Source organism: Mesorhizobium sp. B2-3-7, from assembly GCF_006442695.1.
GTDB lineage: Bacteria > Pseudomonadota > Alphaproteobacteria > Rhizobiales > Rhizobiaceae > Mesorhizobium.
Map to the genome: position 1 here is coordinate 62,807 of NZ_VFVV01000004.1, position 22,122 is coordinate 84,928.

Sequence of the window (22,122 nt, forward strand, 5' to 3'; positions counted from 1 at the left end):
GTTTCCTCCCATGATTTCGATTTTGCTGGGTGACGAGAGGAGCCGGCTCAGAGCCACTCGATGTCGTCGAAGCCGCGCGCGATATAGCCGCCCTTGGAATAGGATTCGCCCTCATAGCCAAAGACCGGCCAGACCTCCTTCTGGTTGTAGAGGCTGACGACGAGGCCCCCGCGCACCGCCTGGAAGAAAGGCGTGGCTTCGACCTGCTTCAGCACTGCGACACGCTGATCCTCCCAACCAAGGTTCCGGTAGCCGCCCTTGCCGGAGCTCTTGTCGAGATCGGCGATGCCGTTCTCGATGAGATCCCTATGTGCGGCATCCTTGCCGGCCTGATCGTCATGGCTCTTGACCGCGATGGCGTAATATTTGTCGGGAAGCTGATCGTGCGGGTAGACGTCCCGCCCCATTTGGATCAGCGTCGCCATCGTCTCCGGCTTCAGCGCCGACGTTTCGAGGCCCCAGGCATGTTCCGGGCTGATGACCGCGCTGCCGGAAATGACGAGCAAGGCTCCGACGCCGCCGCGCTTCAGAAGCTCGCGCCGCGAAAGCCCGGGCCTGCTTTCATAGATCGTGACCATATTTTCCTCCCTGCTTGCTGGTTGCATCCATGGGATGCCTTGGCTGGCGCCGCGCACGCGCGGCCGCGATCTCTATTGGAACCTGCCTCCTCGTTGCAGAACCTCGATCCTGTAGCCGTCCGGATCCTCGATGAAGAAGAAGCGTGCGATCAGCGAACCGTCACGGTTGAATTCGACGATCTTCTTCGGGTTGAGGCCGAGCGCGCCGAGCCGATCGTGCTCGCCGTCGAGATCGACGACCGAAACCGCGAGATGGCCGTAGCCATCGCCAAGCGCATAAGGCTCCTGCCGACCCTTGTTCACGGTCAGTTCGACTTCGAATTGCGTCTCGGCATTGCTGAGGTAGATGAGCGTGAACGTGTCGAAATCCAGCCTTTCGGCGACATCGAGGCCGAAGGCATTTCTGTAGAAATCGACGGAGCGGGTCTCGTCGAGAACCCGGATCATGGTGTGGATTGCCTTCGCCAAATCAGTCCTCGCCACTCGATGCTTCGAAGATGATTATGCGCGGCGACGGCAAAAGATGGTGGCAGCCGGTTACCACGCTCCGAAGATCGACTCGCCTGACAATCGCAAGGACGAAAGTCCGATTGCTGTTCAGCCGATTTTGCCGGAGAATGCTGTCGGGGACAAAGGCCGCGTCGCCTCTGGCGGCAAAAGCATCTGTCCACCCAAAATCAACGCCAAAAATCAACGAACGTGGGAGGTTGTCGGATGTGCAGGGTATTTGCGGCCCAGGACCCCGAAGGTTATCGTCAGATCAACCGGTCGATCCGCATCGACGGATATTCGACCAGCATCCAGCTTGAGGCGACGTTTTGGGCACTGCTCGACGAAATCGCCGAAAGCCAGGACCTGACGACGCCGAAATTCATCTCGAAACTCTATGACGAGGCCATCGAGATCAATGGCGAGATTCCCAACTTCGCCTCCATGCTGCGCACCACCTGCGCGCTCTATCTGCGCAGCCACCGGCCGGGCATGGAAGACCAGATGCCGCCGAAATGGGAAGCCGCCTGAAGATCCAGAAAAGTGCCCCCCGGCTTTGTGTTCGGAATGCATCAGGAACTGGGGCGGCTCGGCGGGCCTATCACGCACCGGGCCGATCGGCGGCGGCGATTTCCAGCGCCAGCCGCGTCATGTCGGTAAAAAGATCCTGGCGTTCCGCATATTGGGTCTGTTCGCCGCTGTCGATATCGTCGACCACCGTGCAGATCGATAGCGCACGGGCCCCGAAATGCCTGGAAATGCGATAGAGCGCACTGGTCTCCATGTCCACGGCCAGCGCGCCGGCTGCCTGCGCATCGGCAAAACGGGCGCGTCCCTGCGGATGGTGGAAGACGTCGCTGCATGCCGTCAGCCCGGCACGATGGTCGATGCCGAGTTCGGCCGCCTTCGCCAATGCGCGAGCAAACAGCGCCGGGTCCGGCCCGGCTGCTGCGTCATAGAGGCCGAAAACCTGACCGCTTCGGGCGCTTTCGGGCCGCACCGATTGCGAGATGACGAGGCTGCGTAGTTTTACGTCAGCGGTCAGCCCGCCGCAGGTGCCGGTACGGATCAAAGTCCGCACACCGTAGCCGTCCAGCAGCTCATGCGCATAGATCAGAAAGGAGGATACGCCGATGCCGGTCGCCTGGATGCTGACCGGCTGACCACGAAACAGGCCAGTGAAGCCAAGGGCACCGCGCCGGCGGTTGATGCAGCGTGGGGCCTCCAGGAATGTCATGGCCATCCATTCGGCGCGCTGGGGGTCGCCCGGCAACAGCACAATGTCGGCGTAGTCACCCTTGCTGGCTTCGATGTGTGGCGTCAACAGCTCGTCCCTGCCGTTTCATCCACAATCATGGCCTTGTCGCGGTATTGCGCAAGAGGCATTCGGGAACGCTAATACACGGAAACTTCGTTTCAGGACGACAATATCACGAAAACAAAGAGTTAAACCGGTCGGCGACTCTATCAAAGTCGTAGCGGTGGCGACACGCCGGAAGTGCTTCAGCTTGGAGGAGAACCGCTCGATCAGGTTGCGCTCGCGATAAGAGCCGCCCGCTGAAGCAAGGCTTCACTTGGTTGCTCTTCGGCGGGATGTTCGGCCGGCGGTCAGGCCGAGCCGCCCCAATTGCAGGCTGATGAAAACGCGCGGCGCGTCTTCATCAGCCGACGCACTCCAAGCGCTCATGATGCGAAGCTGGTTGATCGCGAAAGCTCCTCCCACGCGCTGATTTCGCTCCGCATCGCGTCGAGCTTCTGGTCGACCAGCCCCAGCGCGTCGTCGCCCAGGAACAGCCGTACCGGCGGGTTCGCGGCATCGACCAGCACGAGCAACGCCTGCGCGGCCTTGGCCGGATCGCCCGGTTGGTTGCCACTCTTGGCCTGTCGCGCGGCGCGGATCGGGTCCATGACCGCGTCATAGTCGGCAATGCTGCGCGGCGTGCGATCCATCGAGCGTCCGGCCCAATCCGTGCGGAATTGGCCGGGAGCGAGCGCCGTCACCCGAATTCCAAAGCCTGCTACTTCCTTGCCGAGCGCTTCGGAAATGCCTTCGAGCGCGAATTTGCTTCCGCAATAGAAGGTGATCCCGGGCATGGTGATGAAGCCGCCCATGGACGTGACGTTGATGATATGGCCGCGACGCCGCTCGCGCATGCCCGGCAGCACCGCCTTGATCATCGCGACGGGCCCGAAGACGTTGGCGGCGAACTGGCGCTGGAGATCGTCCATGGAGGACTCCTCCAGCACGCCCTCATGGCCGTAACCGGCGTTGTTCACCAGCACGTCGATTGGACCCGCCTGCCGTTCGGCCGCGGTGACAGCCGCCGGGACCGTCTCGAAATCGGTCACGTCCAGCAAGAGCGGGTGGGCGCGATCGGGCGCGAGCGCGGCGAAGATCTCGGCGTCGGCTTCCCGCCGCACGGTGCCGATCACCCGATGGCCCGCTTCAAGCGCGCCTCTTGCAAATGCGCGCCCCAGCCCGGAGCTGACACCGGTGATGAGGAATGTCTTAGGGGTGGAAGTCATGGTTCACTCCGGGCTATGATTGAAACTATATCATGATATAGATAACAGCATGACGCCAAACAAGACCAAGGTTGCTCCGACCGCTACGCGGGGTGAGCCGCTTCGCCAGCGTGTGATCGATGCGGCGGAGCGACTGCTCCGACAGGGTAAGGCCGATTTGTCGATGCGCGACCTCGCCACCGAAGCTGGGGTCAGTTTCGCGACGCCGTTCAATCAGTTCGGGAGCAAGGCCGCGATCATGCATGCCCTTTCGCGGCGGCGGATCGATACGATGGCCCAGCGCTTTGCCGGGATGTCACCGCCTGCCGATGCCGCAGGCCGCGTGCTGTTGGCCATCGATACCGCGGTCGAGGTGATGTTGGAGGAGCCGGAGATAAACCGGGCCGTGATGGGATGGATCGGCACGGCCGGCCCGTCCCCCGGAAAGGTCCTGGCGCACTCCACAACCTTGTGGTCGCTGGCCCTTGGAGCGGGCGAAGGCTTGATCGCGGCCGGCAGGCAGGAGGCGCTGCGCAGTTTGCCGGAGCAGCTCGCATTTGCCTTTCGTGGGGTCCTGTCATTCTGGACCGCCGGCGAACTGCCGGATGAGGCGCTTGCCTCGAAGGCGCGAGAGATCGCAAAAACCTTGCTGCTCGGATTTGCTGAACGGCCGCTATTCGGCGATTCCGCCTCCTAAGCTGCCCTCCGGGAACCACCAATCTCGGCCATTTCCCGATTTATGGGTTCACGGCCTAAGACTCCAGCATGTCCTTGACGATCGTTGCCAACTGCTTGAGCGAAAACGGTTTCGGCAGGAATCCGAAATGCGCGTCCGCCGGCAGGTTCCTGGCGAATGCATCCTCGGCATAGCCGGACACGAAGACGAACTTGATGTCCGGCTGGCGCTTGCGCAGTTCGCCGAGCAGCGTCGGCCCGTCCATCTCCGGCATCACCACATCCGAAACCACAATGTCGACCTTGCCGCCGAGCGCTTCGAACACTTCCAGCGCCTCGACCCCGGAGGACGCCTCGTGCACGGTATAGCCGCGCGAGGTCAGAGCCCGCATGCCGCCCATGCGCACCGCATCCTCGTCCTCGACCAGCAGCACCGTGGCCGACCCGGACAAATCCTTGCCTGTCTCTGCCGACTTGGCAGGCACCGCTGCCGGTGCTTCCCCGGGTTCGCCTGCCTTCTTTGCCTCGGCGATGTGGCGCGGCAGGAAGATGCGGAAGACCGAACCCTTGCCGACCTCGGAATCGCAGAAGATAAAGCCGCCGGTCTGTTTGATGATGCCGTAGACCATGGACAGGCCAAGGCCGGTGCCCTTGCCGACCTCCTTGGTGGTGAAGAACGGTTCGAATATCTTCTTCAGCACGTCGGGCGCGATGCCGCTGCCGGTGTCCTCGACCTCGGCCACCACATAGTCCGCCGGAGTGAGTTCCCGGTAGGGAAAGGTCTTGCACTCCTCGGCGGTCACATTGCGGGTGCGCACCGTGAGGTCGCCGCCCGCCGGCATTGCATCGCGCGCGTTGACCGCCAGGTTGACCACCACCTGCTCGAACTGGCCGATATCGACCTTGACCGGCCAGAGATCGCGACCGTGGTCGATCTTCAGCTTGATGTCGTTGCCGACCAGACGGGCGAGCAACATCCTGAGATCGGCGAGCACGTCGGTAAGGTTCAGCACTTCCGGCCGCAGCGTCTGCTTGCGCGAAAAGGCCAGCAACTGCCGCACCAGCGAGGCTGCCCGGTTGGCATTCTGCTTGATGTTCATGATGTCGGGGAAGGATGGGTCCGACGGCCGATGATTGGTCAGAAGCAGGTCCGACGCCATGATGATGGCGGTCAGCACATTGTTGAAGTCGTGTGCGATGCCGCCGGCAAGCTGGCCGACGGCCTGCATCTTCTGGCTTTGCGCCATCTGCCCTTCGAGCGCCTTCTGCTCCGTCGTCTCGACGGCGTAGACGATGGCCGACTCCTCGGCCCCCTCGCCGCCTGTGCCGTCGGCGACCGCATTGACGTAAAAACGGATGTGGCGCTCCTCATTGCCGGGCAGGAGCGTGTCGATCGGCTCGATATCGGCCTGCCGCTGCCGTGCCTTTTCGAAGGCCGCGGCAAAGGCCGGGCGGTCACGTTCGTGGATGACCGTGTCGAGCCGCATGCGGCGGTCGACGGCGTCCCGGTCGACGACCGATGAAAACAGCGAAAGGAATGGCGCATTGGTGCGCAGGATGCGCCCGCTGGCGTCGACGCCGGCGATCGCCATCGGCGTCGAGTTGAAGAAGCGGGTGAACCGCACTTCCGAAGCGCGCAGGTCCGCCGAGGCGTCCTCGCCTTGCGTGCGGTTGAGCACGATCGTGCGCGTCGGACCGTTGAGGCCTTCGCGGCTGGCTGAAACGCGATGCATGAAGCGCACCGGCAGCGCCTCGCCCGTCATTGTCGTGAGGTCGAGATCGATGACCGCGTTGCGCGTCGTACCGGGGTCGGCCTTGACCGAGCGCACCAGCGCCATGCCGTCGCCGGCGACGATCTCCGGCAGGGAGACGGCGCCGGGCGTGAAGCTGGCAAGGTCGATGCCCAGCCATTCGGCGAGCGTGGCGTTGATATAGGTGACGCGGCCTTCCTGGTCGGCGGAAAAGAAGCCGGCGGGCGCGTGGTCGAGATGATCGATCGCCTTCTGCAGGTCCAGGAAGAAACGCTCCTGCTCGGCGCGTTCCTGCGAAATGTCGGCAAGTTGCCAGGCGAGCATCGGCGGCCGCTGGCCCGGCACGCTGAAAGCGCGGGCGCGGGCGCGATACCAGCGCGCGCCTGGCTCAGCGCCAGGCTTGATCGACTGCGCGAGCCGGAACTCGCCGTCGCCCGGCTGGCCGTCACGCAGACCGGAGGCCAGTCGGTAGATGGTGACCGAAGCTTCCGGAACGTCCGAAAGCAGCCCTTCGACCGTCTTCAGGTCGGCCGCGGAAGAGGCTCCGGTCATGTCAGCATAGGCGCGGTTGGCATAGACCACGCGGCCCTTGGTGTCCGTGACCAGAAGACCCTGCGACATCGAATCGACGAATGCCTTCGACAGTTCGTCGCCCGTCGAGCGTGGCGTGATCTGCACAAAGCCAATCGCCGTGGCGAACAGGAAGCCGACGCCGATCATCGCCAGCACGCCGAGCATGCCCAGCAGGAAAGGGTCGCCGAGCCGCTCGCGAAACAGGCCAAAAACGATCGCGGCCCCCGTCAGGACGGCAATGAAGATGACGAGCCGGGTAACGGCGCCCGGCCGCGTGTTCTGATCGACGATCGGTACCGGATAGAAATCGCCGCGCGTTTCCTTGGCCATGTGCCCCCTGCTCTTGAAGTCCGGTGTTCCGATACTCGCCGCAATGTGTGCCGACGCCCGCCCCTGTCGGGTTGAATCACATTCTCCTGGTCCCGAAAAGGCCCGGGCGGCAAATGTCAGATAAAAATGACGTCGGCCAGCCCTCCAGTGTTTCAAGCTGTTCATGAAGCGTGAAAGGCAACTTGCGGTAGCCCGCCGCAACGGTCTAGTGTCGCGTCACTTCCAAACCGATCAGGGGGAACCAATGCTGCAATGGCTGGATAGCGTAGCGGGCCCCGGCTATGTAGCGGCACTGCTGTGGACCTTCGCGGCGCTGGTCCTGCTGGTTATCGTCCTCATCATCGTCAAACTCGTTCGCAACCTGACCTTCGGCACCTTTGTCGCGGGCGGCCGGAACCGCAAGACGCGGCTTGCGGTCATGGACGCCACCGCCGTCGACAGCCATCGCCGCCTAGTGCTGGTGCGCCGCGACGACATCGAGCATCTGCTTTTGATCGGCGGCCCCACCGATGTCGTCGTCGAGCGTGACATCCGCCTTTCTGCGCCACGCCGTCCCGCGCTGACCGGAGATGGCGGTTCGCAGCAGCCTGTCGCGGTGGCAAAGCCGCGTCCGCATCAGCCCACCCCGGCGCCGGCGAGACAGGCACCTGCTCCGCAGCCGGTGAGTGCAGCGCCACCCGCCCGCCAGCGCGCTCCGGAGCCGGTGCCGAAGCCGGCGGCGCAGGGTTATCAGCCGACCAATGTCACGCCGCTGCCTTCCTACGGCTCCGCAAACGTCAATGCCGTCCGGCATGCCCCGCCGCCGGCTTCACCACCGCCGGGGCAGGAAAGCATCGATGAAACGCTGATGAAGGAACTCGAGGTTTCGCTCGACCAGCCCCGCTCGAGCAGTCCGGCGAATAAGCCGGTGGCAAAAACACCGCCGTCGCTCGACGACGAGATGACCAGGCTTCTGGGCGAACTCTCCAGCCAGAAAAGATGAGCAGCGCTTGCGCCCGGTCCGAAAAACCGATCGGGGTTTTGCGCGCATCGCCCGGTTCTGAAAAAAGAAATGGCCGGAAAACCGGCCATTTCGAGAGCGATATCGCTGAAATCTTCTTGAATGCAGACCGCAGGCTAATCGTCGCGATAGACCTTCTCGCGGCGCTCGTGGCGCTCCTGCGCTTCGATCGACAAGGTTGCAATCGGGCGGGCATCCAGCCGCTTCAGCGCGATCGGTTCGCCAGTCTCCTCGCAATAGCCGTAAGTGCCTTCCTCGATGCGCTGCAAGGCCGAATCGATCTTTGCGATGAGTTTCCGCTGGCGGTCGCGCGCCCTGAGTTCGATGGCGCGGTCGGTTTCCGAAGAGGCGCGGTCGGCTAGATCGGGATGATTGGCGTTTTCCTGCTGTAGGATTTCGAGGGTTTCGCGCGCTTCGCGCAATATGTCATTCTTCCAGGTGACGAGCTTTGAGCGGAAGTAGGATTTCTGCCGCTCGTTCATGAACGGCTCGTCTTCGGAGGGTACGTAATCGGCGGTAACGGCATCGTTCATTCGACTCACCCAAACAGCCCCAAATTTGGCGCCTATATATTCGCGGTCAAACGCCTGCACAAGCGCAATCGATTACCGATTCACGCAATTGTTAATCTGCCTCGAGGAGCGCGATTGAGGTGATTCGGGCTGGTCTTAGGTACCGGATCCTTCGAACTGGCGGCCGCCGGCTGATGATTCGTCATGTCCGAAAAACGACTGCCATTGTGCGCCACGCCGTTCTTATGGCTAATCACGGCACGGTTCGGGCTGTTGGCACGGTGGAGGTTGGGTGAGCAGGCTTTATCTGTTGAGGCACGCCAAAGCCGGATGGGCGCTGCCCGGCATGCGTGATTTCGATCGCCCTCTCGATGCGTCCGGCCGCGCTGATGCGGAGGCGATGGGCATCGCCATGCGGTCGCGCTCCTATGTGCCCGATCTGACGCTTTGCTCCACAGCCCGGCGCGCGAAGGAGACGCTGGAAGGCGTGGCCGGTCGGGCCGACACCGGCCGGGTTCTGTTCGTCGACGCGCTCTACAGCGAGGACGCGGCCGCGTACCTCAGCCTCATCCGGGACAATGGTGGGGTGGGTTCGATGCTGCTCGTCGGCCACAATCCGATGACGGAGGATCTCGCCATGGCGGTGTCCGGCGATGGCGAGGAAAGCGCCCGCGCCATGCTCAATCATGGTTTCCCGACCTCGGGCCTGGCGGTCGTGCGCTTCAGCGGCGATCTTGCCGGGGCCGCCCAGGGTGCCGGCTATCTCGAGGCATTCCTGACGCCGGCTGACCTCTGACGCCATTTCAAACCAGAACGGCAACGCCTATATCGGACCTGTCGCAGCCTCGAGAGACAATTTTGGCATCATCGCTGACCACTTTCACCGACGAGGCGAGAATTGCCCTCGACACGCTTTCGGGCCGCGCCAGCGGGCTTTTTTCGCCGTCGCTGCGGCTGGGCGTCACGGGCCTTTCCAGGGCGGGCAAGACGGTTTTCATCTCGGCCCTGGTCCACAATCTTATTCATGGCGGGCGCCTGCCGCTGTTCGAGGCGCAGAAATCCGGGCGCATCGCGCGCGCTTTCCTCGAAGAGCAGCCCGACGACGCGGTGCCGCGATTCCAGTACGAGGACCATATCGCCGCCTTGGTGAACGACCGCGTCTGGCCCGATTCGACACGCGCCATCTCCGAATTGCGGCTGACCATCGAATATGAATCGGCCTCCGGCTGGAACAGGATGTTTTCCTCCGGAAAACTGTCGGTCGACATCGTCGACTATCCCGGCGAATGGCTGCTCGACCTGCCGCTGCTCGGCAAGTCCTTCGCCGATTTTTCGCTCGAAGCCTTTGAAATGGCTGCATTGCCGGTGCGCGAGGACCTGTCGCGCGCCTGGCGGGCGCTATCGGCCGAGATCGACCCGAACGCCGATGCCGAGGAGATGACGGCGCGCCGCCTGGCCGAGGATTTCGCCGCTTATCTCAAAGCCTGCAAGCTCGACGAGCGGGCGCTTTCGACCTTGCCGCCGGGCCGTTTCCTGATGCCGGGCGATCTCGAAGGCTCGCCCGCATTGACCTTCGCGCCTCTGGCCGGCCTGGGCGACAAGCGCCCGCGCAACGGCTCGCTGCACGCCATGATGGAAAGGCGCTACGAGGCCTACAAGACCCATGTCGTCAAACCCTTCTTCCGCGAACACATCACCCGGCTCGACCGCCAGATCGTGCTGATCGACGCCATGCAGGCGCTGAACGCCGGCCCCGGAGCCATGGCCGACCTGGAGCGCGCGGTGACCGAGATCCTCGCCTGTTTCCGTCCTGGACGCGGCAGCTTCCTCACCGATCTTTTCTCGCGGCGCATCGATCGTATCCTGATCGCCGCCACCAAGGCCGACCACCTGCATCACGACAGCCATGACCGCTTGCAGGCGATCGTGCGGCGGCTGGCAGACCGCGCCGTGGCGCGGGCGAATTTCACCGGCGCCGGCGTCGACGTCGTCGCCATGGCGGCGGTGCGCGCAACACGGGAAGGCACCGTCAAACAGGGCCGCGAGACATTGCCGGTCATCATCGGCACACCGCTCGCGGGCGAGACAATCAATGGCGACACCTTTGACGGGAAAGCTGAAACGGCCATATTTCCCGGTGATTTACCGGAGAAAATTGATGCTGTCTTCGAAGCTCCCGGGGGAGCGCACAGGCAGGACAATACCGACCCGGCGATCCGCTTCGTGCGTTTTCGCCCGCCAAAACTCGAGCGCACGGCCGAGGGCGTCATGCTGTCACTGCCGCATATCCGGCTCGACCGTGCCTTGCAGTTCCTGATCGGAGACCATCTGGCATGACCGCGCCCCGCAAGCCGGCGGCATTCCGCATCGAACCGGAGGCCACATCGCAGCAGGACGCGGCGCAGGCGCGCCGTGCCCAGGCCGGGGCGCCGGAGGCGCGCCGTGTCCAGACCGACACACAGCGCAAGCCCCGCGCGGTGAAGAGCGATGTCGCGCTGGTCATCCCGTCGGAGATCGACGTGTTCGACGAGCCGGACATCGTCGCTGCCGAACCGCCGCCGGCGGTCGCTCGCAGGAAACGTTCATTGCTTGGCTCCATCTTCTTCGGCGCGTTCGGGGTGCTGGTTTCGCTGGCCATCGGCCTGTGGACCGATCAGCTCATTCGCGATCTGTTCGCGCGCGCCGAGTGGCTGGGTTGGCTGGCCGCCGGCATGGCTGCCGTCGCCGTGCTGGCGCTGGTGGTGATCCTGATTCGCGAGTTCCTGGCGATCGCCCGGCTTGCCGAGGTCGAAAAGCTGCAGAAACGTGCGCTCGATGCGATTGCACGCGACGATCCCAAGGCGGCGCGATTGGTGGTCGACGAGCTGTCGGCCTTCGTCGCGGCCAAACCCGAAACGGCCGCGGGCAGGCGCGCGCTGGCCGATCTGCGCGACGAGATCATCGATGGCGCCAATCTGGTGCGTCTCGCTGAGGCGGAGATCCTTGGCCCTCTCGACGCCAGGGCCAAGATCATGATCCTGGAAGCCGCCAAACGCGTGTCGCTGGTGACGGCCGTCAGTCCGCGTGCGCTCGTCGACGTAGCCTATGTCGTGTTCGAGGCCGGGCGCCTCATCCGGCGCCTTTCGGAACTCTATGGCGGGCGGCCGGGAACACTGGGTTTCTTTCGCCTGGCGCGCAGCGTGCTGGCGCATCTGGCGGTCACCGGTTCGATCGCCGTCGGCGACAGTTTCGTCCAGCAGATCGTCGGCCACGGCCTGGCTGCGCGCCTCTCCGCCAAGCTCGGCGAAGGCGTCGTCAACGGCATGATGACGGCGCGCATCGGCATCGCCGCGATGGAGACGGCGCGCCCCCTGCCCTTCAGTGCGGCAAAACGGCCGGGACTGGGTGATTTCCTCTCCGCGCTGACATCGTTCGCAAGCAGGAAGGAAAGCGAGAACACCCCGCCTGGCAAGTGAACGACGACCTTGGCAGTGACGAAGCATTAACCAATCTTGTTCATGGTCGCACTGGTTCCAAAACAGCCTCTTTGTTGCCGGGTGTCGTCGATGAAAAGCGTAATTCTGTCCAGCCTGTTGCCCCTGGCGGTTGCGATCACCACTGTCGCCGGCATTGCCGCACAGGCGTCCGCGGCGGAGCCGGACAAGCAGTTCTTCCGGTCCGCCGAAGGCAAGTGGGTGGGCCCGGGCGAGATCGTCGCCGGCAAATACAAGGGCACGAAGTTCAATTGCAGCTTCACCGGCTCGACGCCCGACGGCAAGATGGGCATGACGCTCGACGGCGGCTGCCGTGTGGGCATGTTCACCCAGCCGATGTCGGCCAAGATCGAGCGCAAGGGGCGCGATTACAAGGGCTCCTTCATGGGCGGCGCGGCCGGTGCCGGCCTCGATATCATCGGCGGCAATGTGGTCGATGCCCGCAAGGTGGTGTTCACCATCAACCGCAACCAGCTGCGCGGCGTCATGCAGGCACGCATCCCCGACGACAATTCGATGACGGTGACGGTTGCAGTGCGCGTCGCGGACCAGCTGGTGCCGGTGATCGGCATGAGCCTGAAGCGGGTCGACGCGATCGAAGTCGGCTCCATCGCGCCGAACTGAGCGCGTATCAACCGCCTGTAACCAAACACAAAAAGAGACGGCGGCCCATCGCCACCGCCTCCTTTTGAAGACGTCGATAGGAACGATCAGCCCTTGATCGCCGCCGTCACCTCATCATAGGCCTTGCAGGCGTCGGCCAGGGTCGTGGTGCCCTGATATTTGGTCGTCACCTCTTGCACCTTGGCCGTCAGATCGGCCGCCTTGGACGGATCCTTGGTAACCGCCTCCTGCAGCGCGGCGGCCATGTCCTGCGCCTTCTTGGTGGCGACCTCGGCCGTGCACTCAGGCGCCTTGGAGCAAGCCGAGCCGGCGAGCACCGCCAGGCCGACGGCAACGAGCAAAAACTTCTTCATGTCAGTCATCTCCTCAAAAAGGGCGCGGCTTGATCGCCACACCCTCCACTGGCCGAAGCCGAGCGTGCTTAACCTCCGATTGCAGCCAGACGCAACGCGGCCTCGCGCTCAACTTGTGTAACGTGCCTGCAACATTGCCCGCCGCAGGATTCGGGCTGTTACATGCCCGCCGAAGCCCCTATCCTTGGGGCGCTGGCGCCTGATCCGAGGCGTCTTGACCCCGACCGCACAGGCTGCGGTCCTCAAACGAGCGGAATGGCGGGAATGGCGGCAGAGGCAGCGGGCAGCGAGCTTGTTCAGGTGGTGGCGCTGCTCGCCGCGGGTGTTGTCGCCGTTCCGATCTTCAAACGTATGGGCCTGGGTTCGATTCTCGGCTATCTGGCCGCGGGCGTGGTGATCGGCCCGTTCGGCATCGGTGTGTTTTCCGAATCGGGAGCCATCCTCCACGTCGCCGAGCTCGGCGTCGTGATGTTCCTGTTCATTATCGGGCTGGAGATGCAGCCGTCGCGGCTCTGGGGCTTGCGCCGCGAGATCTTCGGCCTGGGCGCGCTTCAGGTCGGGGTCTGCGCGGTCTTGCTGACCGGTGTGGGAATAGCCGGAGGCTTTTCCATCGCGCAATCCTTCGTCGCCGGAGCCGGCTTCGTGCTGACCTCGACGGCGATCGTCATGCAGCTTCTGGAAGAGCGCGGCGAAATCGCCTCGCCCAAGGGCCAGCGCATCGTCTCCATCCTGCTGCTGGAGGATCTGGCGATCGTGCCGCTGCTGGCCCTGATCGCGTTCCTGGCGCCAGGCGGCACCGACACCAGCCTGTCGGAGCGGCTGGCCGAGGTCGGTATCGGCCTTGCCGCGATCATCGGCCTGGTGCTGGCCGGACGTTTTCTGCTCAACCCTTTCTTCCGTATCCTGGCGGATGCCCGCGCTCGCGAGGTGATGACGGCGGCCGCCCTTCTGGTCGTTCTCGGATCCGCCCTTGCCATGCAGCTCAGCGGCCTGTCGATGGCGATGGGCGCGTTCCTGGCCGGCGTGCTGCTGTCCGAATCGACCTTCCGCCACCAGCTCGAAGCCGATATCGAACCGTTTCGCGGCATCCTGCTCGGCCTGTTCTTTCTCGCCGTGGGCATGTCGCTCGACCTGCATGTGGTGGTTCAGAACTGGCGGCTGATCGCCGTCTATGTCGTTGCCTACATGGTCATGAAGGCGCTCGGCATCTACATCGTCGCCCGCATCCTGAAGTCGGGCCATCGCGAGGCGCTGGAACGCGCCGTCTTCATGGCGCAAGGCGGCGAATTCGCCTTCGTCCTCTATTCGGCCGCCGCTTCCGTCGGCATCATCGACGGCCAGGCCAACGCGACGCTGACGGCCATCGTCATCATCTCCATGGTGCTGACGCCGCTGGCGATCGTCGCGTTGCGGTATCTGACGCCGCGCGACGAGCTGTCGCTGGATGGCGTCGACGTCGCCGAAGGGCTGACCGGCAGCGTGCTGATCATTGGATTCGGCCGCTTCGGCCAGATCGCCAGCCAGCCATTGCTGCTGCGCGGCATCGACGTGTCGATCATCGACAACGATGTCGAGATGATCCAGGCGGCGGCCGATTTCGGCTTCAAGGTCTACTACGGCGACGGCACGCGGCTGGACATCCTGCACGCTGCCGGTGCCGGGCGCGCACGCGCCGTGCTCATCTGCGTCGACAAACCCGATGCCGCCGTACGCATCGCCGAGCTCGTCAAAGCCGAGTTTCCCTTGCTCACCGTGCTGGCGCGCGCCTTCGACCGAGGCACCGCGCTACAGCTCATCCGCACAGGCGTCGACTATCAGCTGCGTGAAACATTCGAATCGGCGCTGGTTTTTGGCGGTTCGACGCTGGAGGCCCTGGGCGTCGACCCGGAAGACGTCGCCGAGGTGGTCGAAGACGTCCGCCGCCGCGACACCGCCCGCTTCGAGACGCAACTCGCCGAAGGCATCCGCTCCGGACAGCGCTTCCTGAAGGGCAATATCGGCACGCCGATCCCGACGCCGCTCTCCACGCCGCGCCGCCCCGGCCAGGCGCTCAACGAGGAAACGGCCGGCGTTCTGCACAAGTCCGAGCCGGCGGATTGATAGGAGAAAAGCATGGATTTGGACAGCGGAGCCCTGTCGGTCACCAGATTCTGGCGTGATGCCGGAGCGGACGCATGGTTCGAGAAAAGCGATGTTTTCGACGGCGATTTCCGCAACCGCTTTCTTGAGCTGCATTACGCGGCCGCACGGCGCGAATGCGACGGCTGGTCGGAGCATGCCGAAGGCTCGCTGGCGTTGATGATCCTGCTCGATCAGTTTCCGCGCAACTGCTTTCGCGGCACCGGCCACATGTACGCCACGGACCCGCTGGCGAAGCATTTCGCCCAAAAAGCTGTAACGGCCGGCCAGGACCTGGTGCTCGAACCGGAATTGCGGGTGTTCCTGTATCTGCCGTTCGAACATTCGGAATTGCTCGCCGACCAGGAACGGTCGGTCGAGCTCACCGCGGCCAATGCGCCGGACTACCTCAAATACGCCGAAGAACACCTCGACATCATCCGGCGCTTCGGCCGTTTTCCGCACCGCAACAAGATGCTCGGCCGCGAAACCACGCCGGAGGAAAAAACCTTTCTGGACGATGGCGGGTTCTCAGGCTGACGCTGGTCTATCCAGCCACCAGTCGCGGCCCGACGGCAGGCGTTCGATACCGGCCGCATCGACGGCGGCCAGCCGCTCCGAGACGCTTCGCCCGCTTACCGCAAGATCGGGCGCGATCTCGGCCAGCGGCGCCAGCACGAAGGCACGTTCAAGCATGCGCGGATGCGGCACTTCCAGGCCGGTTTCGTGGATGACGCGGTCGCCGAAAACCAGGATGTCGATATCGATGAGGCGCGGCCCCCAGCGCTCCTCACGCACGCGCTTCAGCTTGCGCTCTGCATCGAGGCACAGGTCGAGCAATGCCCGCGGCGAGAGCCGTGTCGAGAGTTCGGCGGCGGCGTTCAGGAAGTCGGGCTGGTCGAGCTTGCCCCAGGGCGGCGTGCGGTAGAGCGAGGACACCGCGGCCACGCGAGCGGCGGGATCGGCGTCGAGCAGGCGCAGCGCCGCCGCCATCGAACTCGCCGGATCGCCAAGATTGCCGCCAAGGCTGAGATAGACGGTGTTACTGCGGCCAGACAACTGTCACCTCGACGTAATCGAGCACGCCGGGCACCGGCGCATTCGGCTTGCGGACCGTGATTTCGGCTTTCCTGATCTGCGGGAAGCGTTCCGTCAGGGCTTTTGCGACTTCCAGGGCCAGCGCCTCGATCAGGAAGCGCCTGTGTCCGGTGATGATCTCCTCGATCACCGTGAAGGCAACACCGTAATTGACGGTTTCCCCGATGGCATCGTCGACCAGCGCGCGCCCGGGCTCCACGGTGAGCGAGGCGTCGACATAGAAGCGCTGGCCGAGCGCCTCCTCCTCGTCCAGCACGCCGTGCCGGGCAAAGAAGGCGCAGTTCTTCAGGCGAATGACATACATGGTTCAGCGTCCCGAAGCGGCGGCGGTTTCGCGCGCCAGCATAGCATCCGCCACGGCCAGCGCGTCCACGTTGATTGCGACATCGTGGACGCGAAACAGGTCGGCGCCCTTCAATCTAAGTATGACGCTTGTCGCCGCAGTCCCAGCCCCTCTTTCGGCGGCATCGCGGCCAGTGACGGTGCCGATGAAGCGTTTTCGCGAGGTTCCGGCCATCAGCGGAAATCCGAGGGCGTTGAGCTCGGAAAACCGCGCCATCAGGTCGAGGTTATCCTCGGCCGTCTCCTTGGCGAAGCCGAAGCCGGCATCGAGAACGATATGATCGTCGGCGATGCCGTGTCGGCGGGCGATTTCAAGCGATTTTTCGAGGAACGCGAACTGGTCGGCGATGACGTCGGGCAGTTTCCGGCGATCCCGCCCGGTATGCATGATGATGAGCCCCGCGCCGGTTTCGGCTGCGACACGCGCAATGTCCGGCTCGCGCTGCAAGCCCCAGACGTCGTTGACGATATGCGCCCCGGCCGCGACGGCCAGCCGCGCGGTCTCCGCACGATAGGTGTCGACCGAAATCAGCACCTCGCCGGAACGCGCCAGCGCCTCGATCACCGGCAGGATGCGCGCCTGCTCCTCGCCCGCCGTGATCGCGGACGCGCCCGGCCTGGTCGATTCACCGCCGACATCGACGACCAGGGCCCCTTCGCCCAGCATGCGGCGCGCCTGGACCAGCGCGGTTTCGGCGGCATCGAACAGACCGCCGTCGGAAAAACTGTCGGGCGTGACATTGAGAATGCCGACCACCACGGCCTTGTCGCCAAGGTCGAGATGACGCCCGTGCGCCAACTGCCATCGCCTCGCCGTCATTGCTCATCAACCATGGGGCTCATCAACCGTGTGGCTCATCAACCGTGGGGCTCATCAACCATGTGTGATCCGCACCAGATCAATTCCGTTGCGCCGGCAATGGCCGTAAAGCAAGGTAGGACGAGAGGCAACCTGATGAAACGAACCCTGCTTTGCGCATTGCTGCTTGCCGCCACCGCCGTTCCGGCGGGCGCGGCCAATCTCGTCAAGACATATAGCTACTTCGCCGTCGGCGGCAGGACGCTAGAAGACATCGAGGCACAGCTTTCCAAACGTGGTCCGCAGGTGAAGAGCACGGGCTCGCGGCATCCCGGCGCCACACAGATGGCCTTCACCACGCGCATCAGCTATGCCGGGCAGTCCGGCTCCTGCCGGATCGCCGACGCCGCCGTGACCGTCAAGGTCAAGGTTATCCTTCCCGAATGGAGCCGCCCACGCAAGGCCGACGCGGATGTGCGGCTGTTCTGGGACACGCTGTCGGCCGACATCAAGCGCCATGAGGAACGCCATGTCGAGATCGCCAAGAATCACGCCCGCGAACTGGAAGACGCGCTGAAAGCCGCTTACCCGCAGAAGGACTGCGATGCGGCGAAGGCCAAGGCCGCCCAGATCACCGCCGCCATTCTCGCCAGACACGACCGTGCCCAGGTGCAGTTCGATCGCGTCGAAAGCGTCAATTTCGAAAGCCGCATCCTGCGGCTCCTGCGCTATCGCGTCGAGCGCATCGGCAACGGCCGGTTGCCGCCGACGTGAACGTCCTGATGTATGTCGCCTAAGGGGCGGCGGTGCGAGCCAACCGGGCCGAAGCGTAGTGCCAGCTTCGAAAAATTTCCGGGCAACGGTCGAAATCGGCCTATACGGGACGACATATCAGGGGTTGGCAAGGGCACGACCTTTCAAACACGAGCATCACGACCGATCGCGCCGCGGATGCAACCCGGCTAGCCCAGCCGACGCACCGGACGGCGCGCGCAAGCATATGGACGAAAGATTATGGACCAGGCTGTCGACAATCAGGCCGTGGCGGCCGCGAGCGCGCCGCTGACGGAAAGCGAAAAGAACGCCATTATCGGCGGCGTTCTCCTGTCGATGCTGCTGGCAGCACTTGACCAGACCATTGTGGCACCGGCCATGCCGACCATCGCGCGAGCGCTCGGCCACGCCGAGTACCTGCCCTGGATCGTGACCGGATATCTCCTGACCGCAACCGCCATGGCGCCGCTCTACGGCAAGATCTCCGACGTCTACGGCCGCCGGCCGACCGTCTATGGCGCGATCCTCATCTTCCTCGCCGGCTCGCTGGTCAGTGCGATGGCGCCCAACATGTTCGTGCTGGTGATCGGCCGCGCGATCCAGGGCGCCGGCGGCGGCGGGCTTTTCGCCCTGGCGCAGACCGTCATCGGCGACCTCGTGCCGCCACGCGAGCGGGCACGCTATGCGGCCTGGATCTCGGGCACCTGGGCAGTCGCCAGCATCGCCGGGCCCTTGCTCGGCGGCACGTTCGCCGAACATCTCCATTGGTCGCTGATCTTCTGGATCAACATTCCGCTCGGCATCCTGGCCATGGCCATCATCAACAAGCCGCTGCGCAAGCTGCCGGTCGCGGCAAGACGGCATCGCATCGACGGGCTCGGCGCGCTGCTTCTCGTCGCCGCCACGGCCCTGCTGCTTCTGGCGCTGAACTGGGGTGGCAGCGAATACCCCTGGCTATCGACGGAGATCCTGGGGCTCGTCGCCAGTTCCTTGGTCCTGTGGGGCGCCTTTGCGCTGCGGCTGCTGCGCGCAACCGAGCCGCTGATTTCGCTCGAGGTGCTGAGCAACCCGATCGTCCTTGCCGGCACGCTCTCCATGTTCCTTCTGCAGGCGGCCAATATCGGCCTGTCTGTCTACTTGCCGGTCTATCTCCAGTCGGTCATCGGCCTGTCGGCAAGCGAATCCGGCACCGCCCTCCTGGGGCTGATGCTTGGCACGGTGGCCGGCGCGACATTCAGCGGGCGCACCATTCCGCGTTTCGTCCATTACAAGCGGATCGCCATCTTCGGATTGGCCTTCGCCGTTCTATGCCTCGGCGTCCTCAGCCTGGTGGCGGGGCACGCCTCGCTGCTGGTTGTCGAGATCCTGACGACATGCGTCGGGCTCGGCAGCGGAACCACCTTTCCGGTGGCCACGGTGTCTGTCCAGAACGCAGTCGACCCCAGGCACCTTGGCGTCGCCACCGGCGTTCTGACGTTCCTGCGCTCGCTGGGCAGCGCGCTCGGCGTTGCTATCCTCGGTGCGGTCGCCCTGGGCAACGGGCTGCCGCTGGCGGGCGAAGGCGCGCAGGCGACCGGCGCCGGTGCCGAAGCTGCCGCCTTCGGGCTGATCTTCGTCGCCGCCGTGGTGATGTTGATCATGGCGCTGCTGACGCTCAGCCTGATGCCCGAAAAACCGCTGCGCGGCCATCCCGAGGCCCCCGTGCTGGCGGACTGAAGCGATACGCGTCAGGAGGCCTCCGCCACACCGAGCTTCTTCTGCAGGCTGGTCGACGAGGTCGTGTATTGGAAGACGATGCGTTCGCCCGGGCTGACGATGCGCTTGGCGGCCTGGGCCATCAGCGCGACCTCGTGAAAGCCCGACAGGATGAGCTTCAGCTTGCCGGGATACCAATTGATGTCGCCGACCGCGAAGATGCCCGGGACCGACGTCTGGAACTTCTCGGTGTCGACCGGAATCAGGTTCTCGTGAAGGTTGATCCCCCATTCCGCGATCGGTCCGAGCTTCATGGTCAGGCCGAAGAAGGGCAGCATCCGCGTGCAGGGAATTTCGATGTCGCCCTCCGGCCCCCTGATCAGGGCGGACGACAGTTGGCCGTCGGCGCCGGTCAAGCCGGTCACTTGCCCGACCTGGAAATCCAGCTGCTTCATTTCCTGCATGGCGTACATCTTGTTGACGCTGTCGGGCGCGGCGCGGAACTCCGGGCGCCGGTGGACCAGCGTCACGCTTTTTGCCACCGGCTGCAAATTGAGCGTCCAGTCCAGCGCTGAATCGCCGCCGCCAACGATAACGAGGTCGTGGCCGCGAAAATCTTCCATTCGGCGCACCGAATAGAAGACGCTCTTGCCCTCATAGGGTTCGATGCCCGGGATGGGCGGGCGTTTTGGCTGGAAGGAGCCGCCGCCGGCGGCGATCACCACCACCTTGGCCTCGAACACCTCATTCTCGTCGGTGGTGACGCGAAAGCCGCCGTCCTCCAGTCTCTCGAGACTGGAGACCATGCGATTGTAGGTGAAATCAGGCTTGAACGGCGCGATCTGCTCGAGCAGCTTGTCGACCAGGCCTTGCGCCGAGATCGAAGGCCAGCCGGGAATGTCATAGATCGGCTTCTCCGGATAGAGTTCCGCGCATTGGCCGCCGGGCCGGTCGAGAATGTCGATCAGGTGGCACTTCATGTCGAACAGGCCTAGCTCAAACACGGCGAACAGCCCGACCGGCCCTGCCCCGACAATGAGTACGTCTGTCCTGGTGATGCCGGTCATGATGCGCCTCGCTGCTGGATTGGCGTGAGACTGCATGACCATCGGCTTGCTGCCAAGCGGTGGCGGCAAAAATCAGAGCTGCGAACTGAATTAAGAAAGGCTGGACGACCGCCAGTCCGGCTGCGCCGGCAATTTTTTATGGCCGGCATCTCCCAAGATAGGAATTTTTTCTTGAGGGGGTGCCCGCAACTATGGTAGATATTTGGTTATGGTGTTGAGTTGCGCCGGAGGCCCGCCGCACAGGCGGGTTTTCCATTCAAGGCGACGTCAACAGCCGGCCCCCAAGGACCCCCCTGCCCGGATTCATTGCCTCGGGCAAAAATCGGCTTTTAGCCTTGGCGCTCGGGCACCCGCACCACCAGTCCGTCGAGCGCGTCGCGCACCTTGATCTGGCACGATAGCCGCGAATTCGGCTGGACGTCGTAGGCAAAGTCCAGCATGTCCTCTTCCATTGCTTCCGGCTCGCCGACTTCCGCCGTCCAGGCCTCGTCGACATAGACGTGGCAGGTTGCACAGGCGCAGGCGCCGCCGCACTCCGCTTCGATACCCGGCACGGCATTGCGGATGGCGTTTTCCATGACCGTCGAGCCGTTCTCGGCATCCACGTCGAAATGTGTGCCGTCATGGGCAATGAAGGTCAGTTTGGTCATTTGTCACCTGAGGGAGTTTCCGCCGAGATAATCACTCGGGCACACAAGTCAACTGCGGCGAGAAAGCGCCGCTCGGTGACGTTTTTCCGCAAACGGGTCTAGCGGTTGATGGCGGCGATGAAATCGCGCACTTCGTCGATCAGTTTGCCGAGCCGCGTAAGCGTCTGGCTGTCTTCCGGCTGCCGTTCTATCTCGGTGGCGCAATCGGCAATGGCAAAGGCCCCGACACCACGCGCCGAACCCTTCAGGCCGTGCGCCAGGAGCAGCCGGTCCTTGATGTCCGCATCGACTATCCTGTCGCGCACCGACAGCGCCTGTTGTACAAAGAGCGCCAGCACCTCCTGTTCGAGGCCGCGGTCGCCCATCGTCTGCCGCGCAAGGTGTGCCAAATCGACCGGTCGGGACCGCCTCGTTCCCGATACATCGCCCCCGGGCATTGAGAAGGCAATGCCGCTTTCGCCACGCATGAACTCGAACTCCGCTTCTTCGGCCGCCTGAAAAACTAGGCGAATCCAATGGACAACGGGTTAATGGATGGCCGGAAAAAATGTTGCGAAAGCGGCGCCGGAATCACGCTTCCGTTAACCTTATATTTAAAGTTTTACGTATCCCGCGGAATGCATGTTTTCTTTACCCCCCTGTGTCATTACGATACGAGGGGTCCATTTTCAGCCTCCTGCGCGTGGGTGCGACAACCAAAATCATAAGCCCGCGGC

Annotated in this window: 24 protein-coding genes and 1 pseudogene; 11 read left to right on the top strand and 14 right to left on the bottom strand. The window is 63.8% G+C overall.

Going from position 1 to position 22,122, the window contains the following annotated elements:
• Positions 1 to 47 precede the first annotated feature (47 nt).
• Together FJ940_RS09805 and FJ940_RS09810 are read right to left on the bottom strand one after the other, a co-directional pair.
• Complete coding sequence (locus FJ940_RS09805; protein ID WP_140656365.1) at positions 48 to 578, bottom strand: gluconate 2-dehydrogenase subunit 3 family protein; 531 nt, start codon at positions 576 to 578, stop codon at positions 48 to 50.
• 72 nt (positions 579 to 650) lie between these two features.
• Entirely contained in the window at positions 651 to 1,046 is a 396-nt protein-coding gene (locus tag FJ940_RS09810) for a VOC family protein (protein ID WP_140498876.1), read from the bottom strand.
• A 246-nt stretch (positions 1,047 to 1,292) separates the two neighbouring features.
• Between FJ940_RS09810 and FJ940_RS09815 the strand changes: the two genes are divergently transcribed.
• Complete coding sequence (locus tag FJ940_RS09815) at positions 1,293 to 1,598, top strand: ribbon-helix-helix domain-containing protein (protein WP_140498878.1); 306 nt, start codon at positions 1,293 to 1,295, stop codon at positions 1,596 to 1,598.
• A 70-nt stretch (positions 1,599 to 1,668) separates the two neighbouring features.
• On the opposite strand, the gene FJ940_RS09820 is transcribed toward FJ940_RS09815, so the two are convergent.
• The 3 genes and pseudogenes from FJ940_RS09820 to FJ940_RS09830 form a co-directional block, all read right to left on the bottom strand.
• Positions 1,669 to 2,391: a DeoD-type purine-nucleoside phosphorylase gene (locus FJ940_RS09820; RefSeq protein ID WP_140656368.1), complete on the bottom strand. Its 723-nt coding sequence runs from the start codon at positions 2,389 to 2,391 to the stop codon at positions 1,669 to 1,671.
• 156 nt (positions 2,392 to 2,547) lie between these two features.
• Positions 2,548 to 2,665: pseudogene (locus FJ940_RS09825) on the bottom strand (IS5/IS1182 family transposase); the annotation flags it as partial.
• 85 nt (positions 2,666 to 2,750) lie between these two features.
• Positions 2,751 to 3,593, bottom strand: coding sequence for an oxidoreductase (locus FJ940_RS09830; protein ID WP_140515294.1), 843 nt, complete (start codon positions 3,591 to 3,593; stop codon positions 2,751 to 2,753).
• A gap of 49 nt (positions 3,594 to 3,642) precedes the next feature.
• Between FJ940_RS09830 and FJ940_RS09835 the strand changes: the two genes are divergently transcribed.
• A complete protein-coding gene (locus FJ940_RS09835; protein ID WP_140656371.1) occupies positions 3,643 to 4,269 on the top strand; it encodes a TetR/AcrR family transcriptional regulator in 627 nt (208 codons plus the stop codon).
• Positions 4,270 to 4,324: 55 nt separating this feature from the next.
• On the opposite strand, the gene FJ940_RS09840 is transcribed toward FJ940_RS09835, so the two are convergent.
• The gene (locus FJ940_RS09840) at positions 4,325 to 6,901 is read right to left on the bottom strand and encodes a response regulator (protein WP_140515292.1); all 2,577 of its coding nucleotides are present in this window, start codon (positions 6,899 to 6,901) and stop codon (positions 4,325 to 4,327) included.
• A 244-nt stretch (positions 6,902 to 7,145) separates the two neighbouring features.
• Here FJ940_RS09840 and FJ940_RS09845 point away from each other — a divergent pair, with 244 nt between their 5' ends.
• Positions 7,146 to 7,883, top strand: a complete 738-nt coding sequence (locus tag FJ940_RS09845; RefSeq protein WP_181165356.1) for a flagellar biosynthetic protein FliO — start codon at positions 7,146 to 7,148, stop codon at positions 7,881 to 7,883.
• Positions 7,884 to 8,017: 134 nt separating this feature from the next.
• Here the strand turns inward: FJ940_RS09845 and dksA are convergent, their stop codons facing one another.
• Positions 8,018 to 8,434 (bottom strand): RNA polymerase-binding protein DksA, encoded by a 417-nt coding sequence (gene dksA / locus FJ940_RS09850; RefSeq protein WP_140498888.1) that lies wholly within the window; start codon positions 8,432 to 8,434, stop codon positions 8,018 to 8,020.
• 271 nt (positions 8,435 to 8,705) lie between these two features.
• Here dksA and FJ940_RS09855 point away from each other — a divergent pair, with 271 nt between their 5' ends.
• The 4 genes from FJ940_RS09855 to FJ940_RS09870 all read left to right on the top strand — a co-directional run bounded on the left by FJ940_RS09855 (position 8,706) and on the right by FJ940_RS09870 (position 12,510).
• Positions 8,706 to 9,209 (top strand): histidine phosphatase family protein, encoded by a 504-nt coding sequence (locus tag FJ940_RS09855; RefSeq protein ID WP_140498890.1) that lies wholly within the window; start codon positions 8,706 to 8,708, stop codon positions 9,207 to 9,209.
• 62 nt (positions 9,210 to 9,271) lie between these two features.
• The gene (locus FJ940_RS09860) at positions 9,272 to 10,750 is read left to right on the top strand and encodes a YcjX family protein (protein WP_140564480.1); all 1,479 of its coding nucleotides are present in this window, start codon (positions 9,272 to 9,274) and stop codon (positions 10,748 to 10,750) included.
• The gene (locus FJ940_RS09865) at positions 10,747 to 11,868 is read left to right on the top strand and encodes a YcjF family protein (protein ID WP_140498894.1); all 1,122 of its coding nucleotides are present in this window, start codon (positions 10,747 to 10,749) and stop codon (positions 11,866 to 11,868) included. The genes FJ940_RS09860 and FJ940_RS09865 overlap by 4 nt, the downstream gene beginning before the upstream one ends.
• Positions 11,869 to 11,958: 90 nt before the next feature.
• Positions 11,959 to 12,510 (top strand): hypothetical protein, encoded by a 552-nt coding sequence (locus tag FJ940_RS09870; protein ID WP_140498896.1) that lies wholly within the window; start codon positions 11,959 to 11,961, stop codon positions 12,508 to 12,510.
• An 86-nt stretch (positions 12,511 to 12,596) separates the two neighbouring features.
• Here FJ940_RS09870 and FJ940_RS09875 read toward each other — a convergent pair whose 3' ends face one another.
• Positions 12,597 to 12,863 carry a hypothetical protein gene (locus tag FJ940_RS09875; RefSeq protein WP_140547541.1) on the bottom strand — a complete coding sequence of 89 codons (267 nt, stop codon included), beginning with the start codon at positions 12,861 to 12,863 and terminating at the stop codon, positions 12,597 to 12,599.
• A 264-nt stretch (positions 12,864 to 13,127) separates the two neighbouring features.
• On the opposite strand from FJ940_RS09875, the gene FJ940_RS09880 reads away from it, so the two are divergent.
• Positions 13,128 to 14,963, top strand: a complete 1,836-nt coding sequence (locus FJ940_RS09880; RefSeq protein ID WP_140515288.1) for a monovalent cation:proton antiporter-2 (CPA2) family protein — start codon at positions 13,128 to 13,130, stop codon at positions 14,961 to 14,963.
• Positions 14,964 to 14,975: 12 nt separating this feature from the next.
• Entirely contained in the window at positions 14,976 to 15,521 is a 546-nt protein-coding gene (locus FJ940_RS09885) for a DUF924 family protein (protein ID WP_140584347.1), read from the top strand.
• Here FJ940_RS09885 and folK read toward each other — a convergent pair.
• The 3 genes from folK to folP are packed head-to-tail and all read right to left on the bottom strand — an operon-like array spanning position 15,513 to position 17,241.
• The gene (folK, locus tag FJ940_RS09890; RefSeq protein WP_140656374.1) at positions 15,513 to 16,040 is read right to left on the bottom strand and encodes a 2-amino-4-hydroxy-6-hydroxymethyldihydropteridine diphosphokinase; all 528 of its coding nucleotides are present in this window, start codon (positions 16,038 to 16,040) and stop codon (positions 15,513 to 15,515) included. The two genes, FJ940_RS09885 and folK, sit on opposite strands and share 9 nt — an antisense overlap.
• Positions 16,024 to 16,383, bottom strand: coding sequence for a dihydroneopterin aldolase (gene folB, locus FJ940_RS09895; protein WP_140498905.1), 360 nt, complete (start codon positions 16,381 to 16,383; stop codon positions 16,024 to 16,026). Before folB ends, folK begins: the two co-directional genes overlap by 17 nt.
• A 3-nt stretch (positions 16,384 to 16,386) precedes the next feature.
• Positions 16,387 to 17,241: a dihydropteroate synthase gene (gene folP / locus FJ940_RS09900; RefSeq protein WP_140557791.1), complete on the bottom strand. Its 855-nt coding sequence runs from the start codon at positions 17,239 to 17,241 to the stop codon at positions 16,387 to 16,389.
• A 135-nt stretch (positions 17,242 to 17,376) separates the two neighbouring features.
• On the opposite strand from folP, the gene FJ940_RS09905 reads away from it, so the two are divergent.
• Together FJ940_RS09905 and FJ940_RS09910 are read left to right on the top strand one after the other, a co-directional pair.
• Positions 17,377 to 17,994, top strand: coding sequence for a DUF922 domain-containing protein (locus tag FJ940_RS09905; protein WP_181165355.1), 618 nt, complete (start codon positions 17,377 to 17,379; stop codon positions 17,992 to 17,994).
• 240 nt (positions 17,995 to 18,234) lie between these two features.
• Positions 18,235 to 19,710 (top strand): MDR family MFS transporter, encoded by a 1,476-nt coding sequence (locus FJ940_RS09910; protein ID WP_140656377.1) that lies wholly within the window; start codon positions 18,235 to 18,237, stop codon positions 19,708 to 19,710.
• Between the two features lie 11 nt (positions 19,711 to 19,721).
• On the opposite strand, the gene FJ940_RS09915 is transcribed toward FJ940_RS09910, so the two are convergent.
• From FJ940_RS09915 to FJ940_RS09925, 3 genes are all read right to left on the bottom strand, one after another.
• Complete coding sequence (locus FJ940_RS09915; protein ID WP_140498912.1) at positions 19,722 to 20,756, bottom strand: NAD(P)/FAD-dependent oxidoreductase; 1,035 nt, start codon at positions 20,754 to 20,756, stop codon at positions 19,722 to 19,724.
• A 329-nt stretch (positions 20,757 to 21,085) separates the two neighbouring features.
• Positions 21,086 to 21,406, bottom strand: coding sequence for a 2Fe-2S iron-sulfur cluster-binding protein (locus tag FJ940_RS09920; protein WP_137931040.1), 321 nt, complete (start codon positions 21,404 to 21,406; stop codon positions 21,086 to 21,088).
• A gap of 98 nt (positions 21,407 to 21,504) precedes the next feature.
• Positions 21,505 to 21,873 carry an Hpt domain-containing protein gene (locus FJ940_RS09925; protein ID WP_140525377.1) on the bottom strand — a complete coding sequence of 123 codons (369 nt, stop codon included), beginning with the start codon at positions 21,871 to 21,873 and terminating at the stop codon, positions 21,505 to 21,507.
• Positions 21,874 to 22,122 lie beyond the last annotated feature (249 nt).

Excerpts from the sequence above, each read along its gene's own strand:
- FJ940_RS09805 (WP_140656365.1), bottom strand. The coding sequence starts at position 578 with ATGGTCACGATCTATGAAAGCAGGCCCGGGCTTTCGCGGCGCGAGCTT.
- FJ940_RS09815 (WP_140498878.1), top strand. The coding sequence starts at position 1,293 with ATGTGCAGGGTATTTGCGGCCCAGGACCCCGAAGGTTATCGTCAGATC.
- FJ940_RS09830 (WP_140515294.1), bottom strand. The coding sequence starts at position 3,593 with ATGACTTCCACCCCTAAGACATTCCTCATCACCGGTGTCAGCTCCGGG.
- FJ940_RS09835 (WP_140656371.1), top strand. The coding sequence starts at position 3,643 with ATGACGCCAAACAAGACCAAGGTTGCTCCGACCGCTACGCGGGGTGAG.
- FJ940_RS09840 (WP_140515292.1), bottom strand. The coding sequence starts at position 6,901 with ATGGCCAAGGAAACGCGCGGCGATTTCTATCCGGTACCGATCGTCGAT.
- FJ940_RS09845 (WP_181165356.1), top strand. The coding sequence starts at position 7,146 with ATGCTGCAATGGCTGGATAGCGTAGCGGGCCCCGGCTATGTAGCGGCA.
- dksA (WP_140498888.1), bottom strand. The coding sequence starts at position 8,434 with ATGAACGATGCCGTTACCGCCGATTACGTACCCTCCGAAGACGAGCCG.
- FJ940_RS09865 (WP_140498894.1), top strand. The coding sequence starts at position 10,747 with ATGACCGCGCCCCGCAAGCCGGCGGCATTCCGCATCGAACCGGAGGCC.
- FJ940_RS09870 (WP_140498896.1), top strand. The coding sequence starts at position 11,959 with ATGAAAAGCGTAATTCTGTCCAGCCTGTTGCCCCTGGCGGTTGCGATC.
- FJ940_RS09875 (WP_140547541.1), bottom strand. The coding sequence starts at position 12,863 with ATGAAGAAGTTTTTGCTCGTTGCCGTCGGCCTGGCGGTGCTCGCCGGC.
- FJ940_RS09880 (WP_140515288.1), top strand. The coding sequence starts at position 13,128 with ATGGCGGCAGAGGCAGCGGGCAGCGAGCTTGTTCAGGTGGTGGCGCTG.
- FJ940_RS09885 (WP_140584347.1), top strand. The coding sequence starts at position 14,976 with ATGGATTTGGACAGCGGAGCCCTGTCGGTCACCAGATTCTGGCGTGAT.
- folB (WP_140498905.1), bottom strand. The coding sequence starts at position 16,383 with ATGTATGTCATTCGCCTGAAGAACTGCGCCTTCTTTGCCCGGCACGGC.
- folP (WP_140557791.1), bottom strand. The coding sequence starts at position 17,241 with ATGACGGCGAGGCGATGGCAGTTGGCGCACGGGCGTCATCTCGACCTT.
- FJ940_RS09905 (WP_181165355.1), top strand. The coding sequence starts at position 17,377 with ATGAAACGAACCCTGCTTTGCGCATTGCTGCTTGCCGCCACCGCCGTT.
- FJ940_RS09910 (WP_140656377.1), top strand. The coding sequence starts at position 18,235 with ATGGACCAGGCTGTCGACAATCAGGCCGTGGCGGCCGCGAGCGCGCCG.
- FJ940_RS09915 (WP_140498912.1), bottom strand. The coding sequence starts at position 20,756 with ATGACCGGCATCACCAGGACAGACGTACTCATTGTCGGGGCAGGGCCG.
- FJ940_RS09920 (WP_137931040.1), bottom strand. The coding sequence starts at position 21,406 with ATGACCAAACTGACCTTCATTGCCCATGACGGCACACATTTCGACGTG.
- FJ940_RS09925 (WP_140525377.1), bottom strand. The coding sequence starts at position 21,873 with ATGCGTGGCGAAAGCGGCATTGCCTTCTCAATGCCCGGGGGCGATGTA.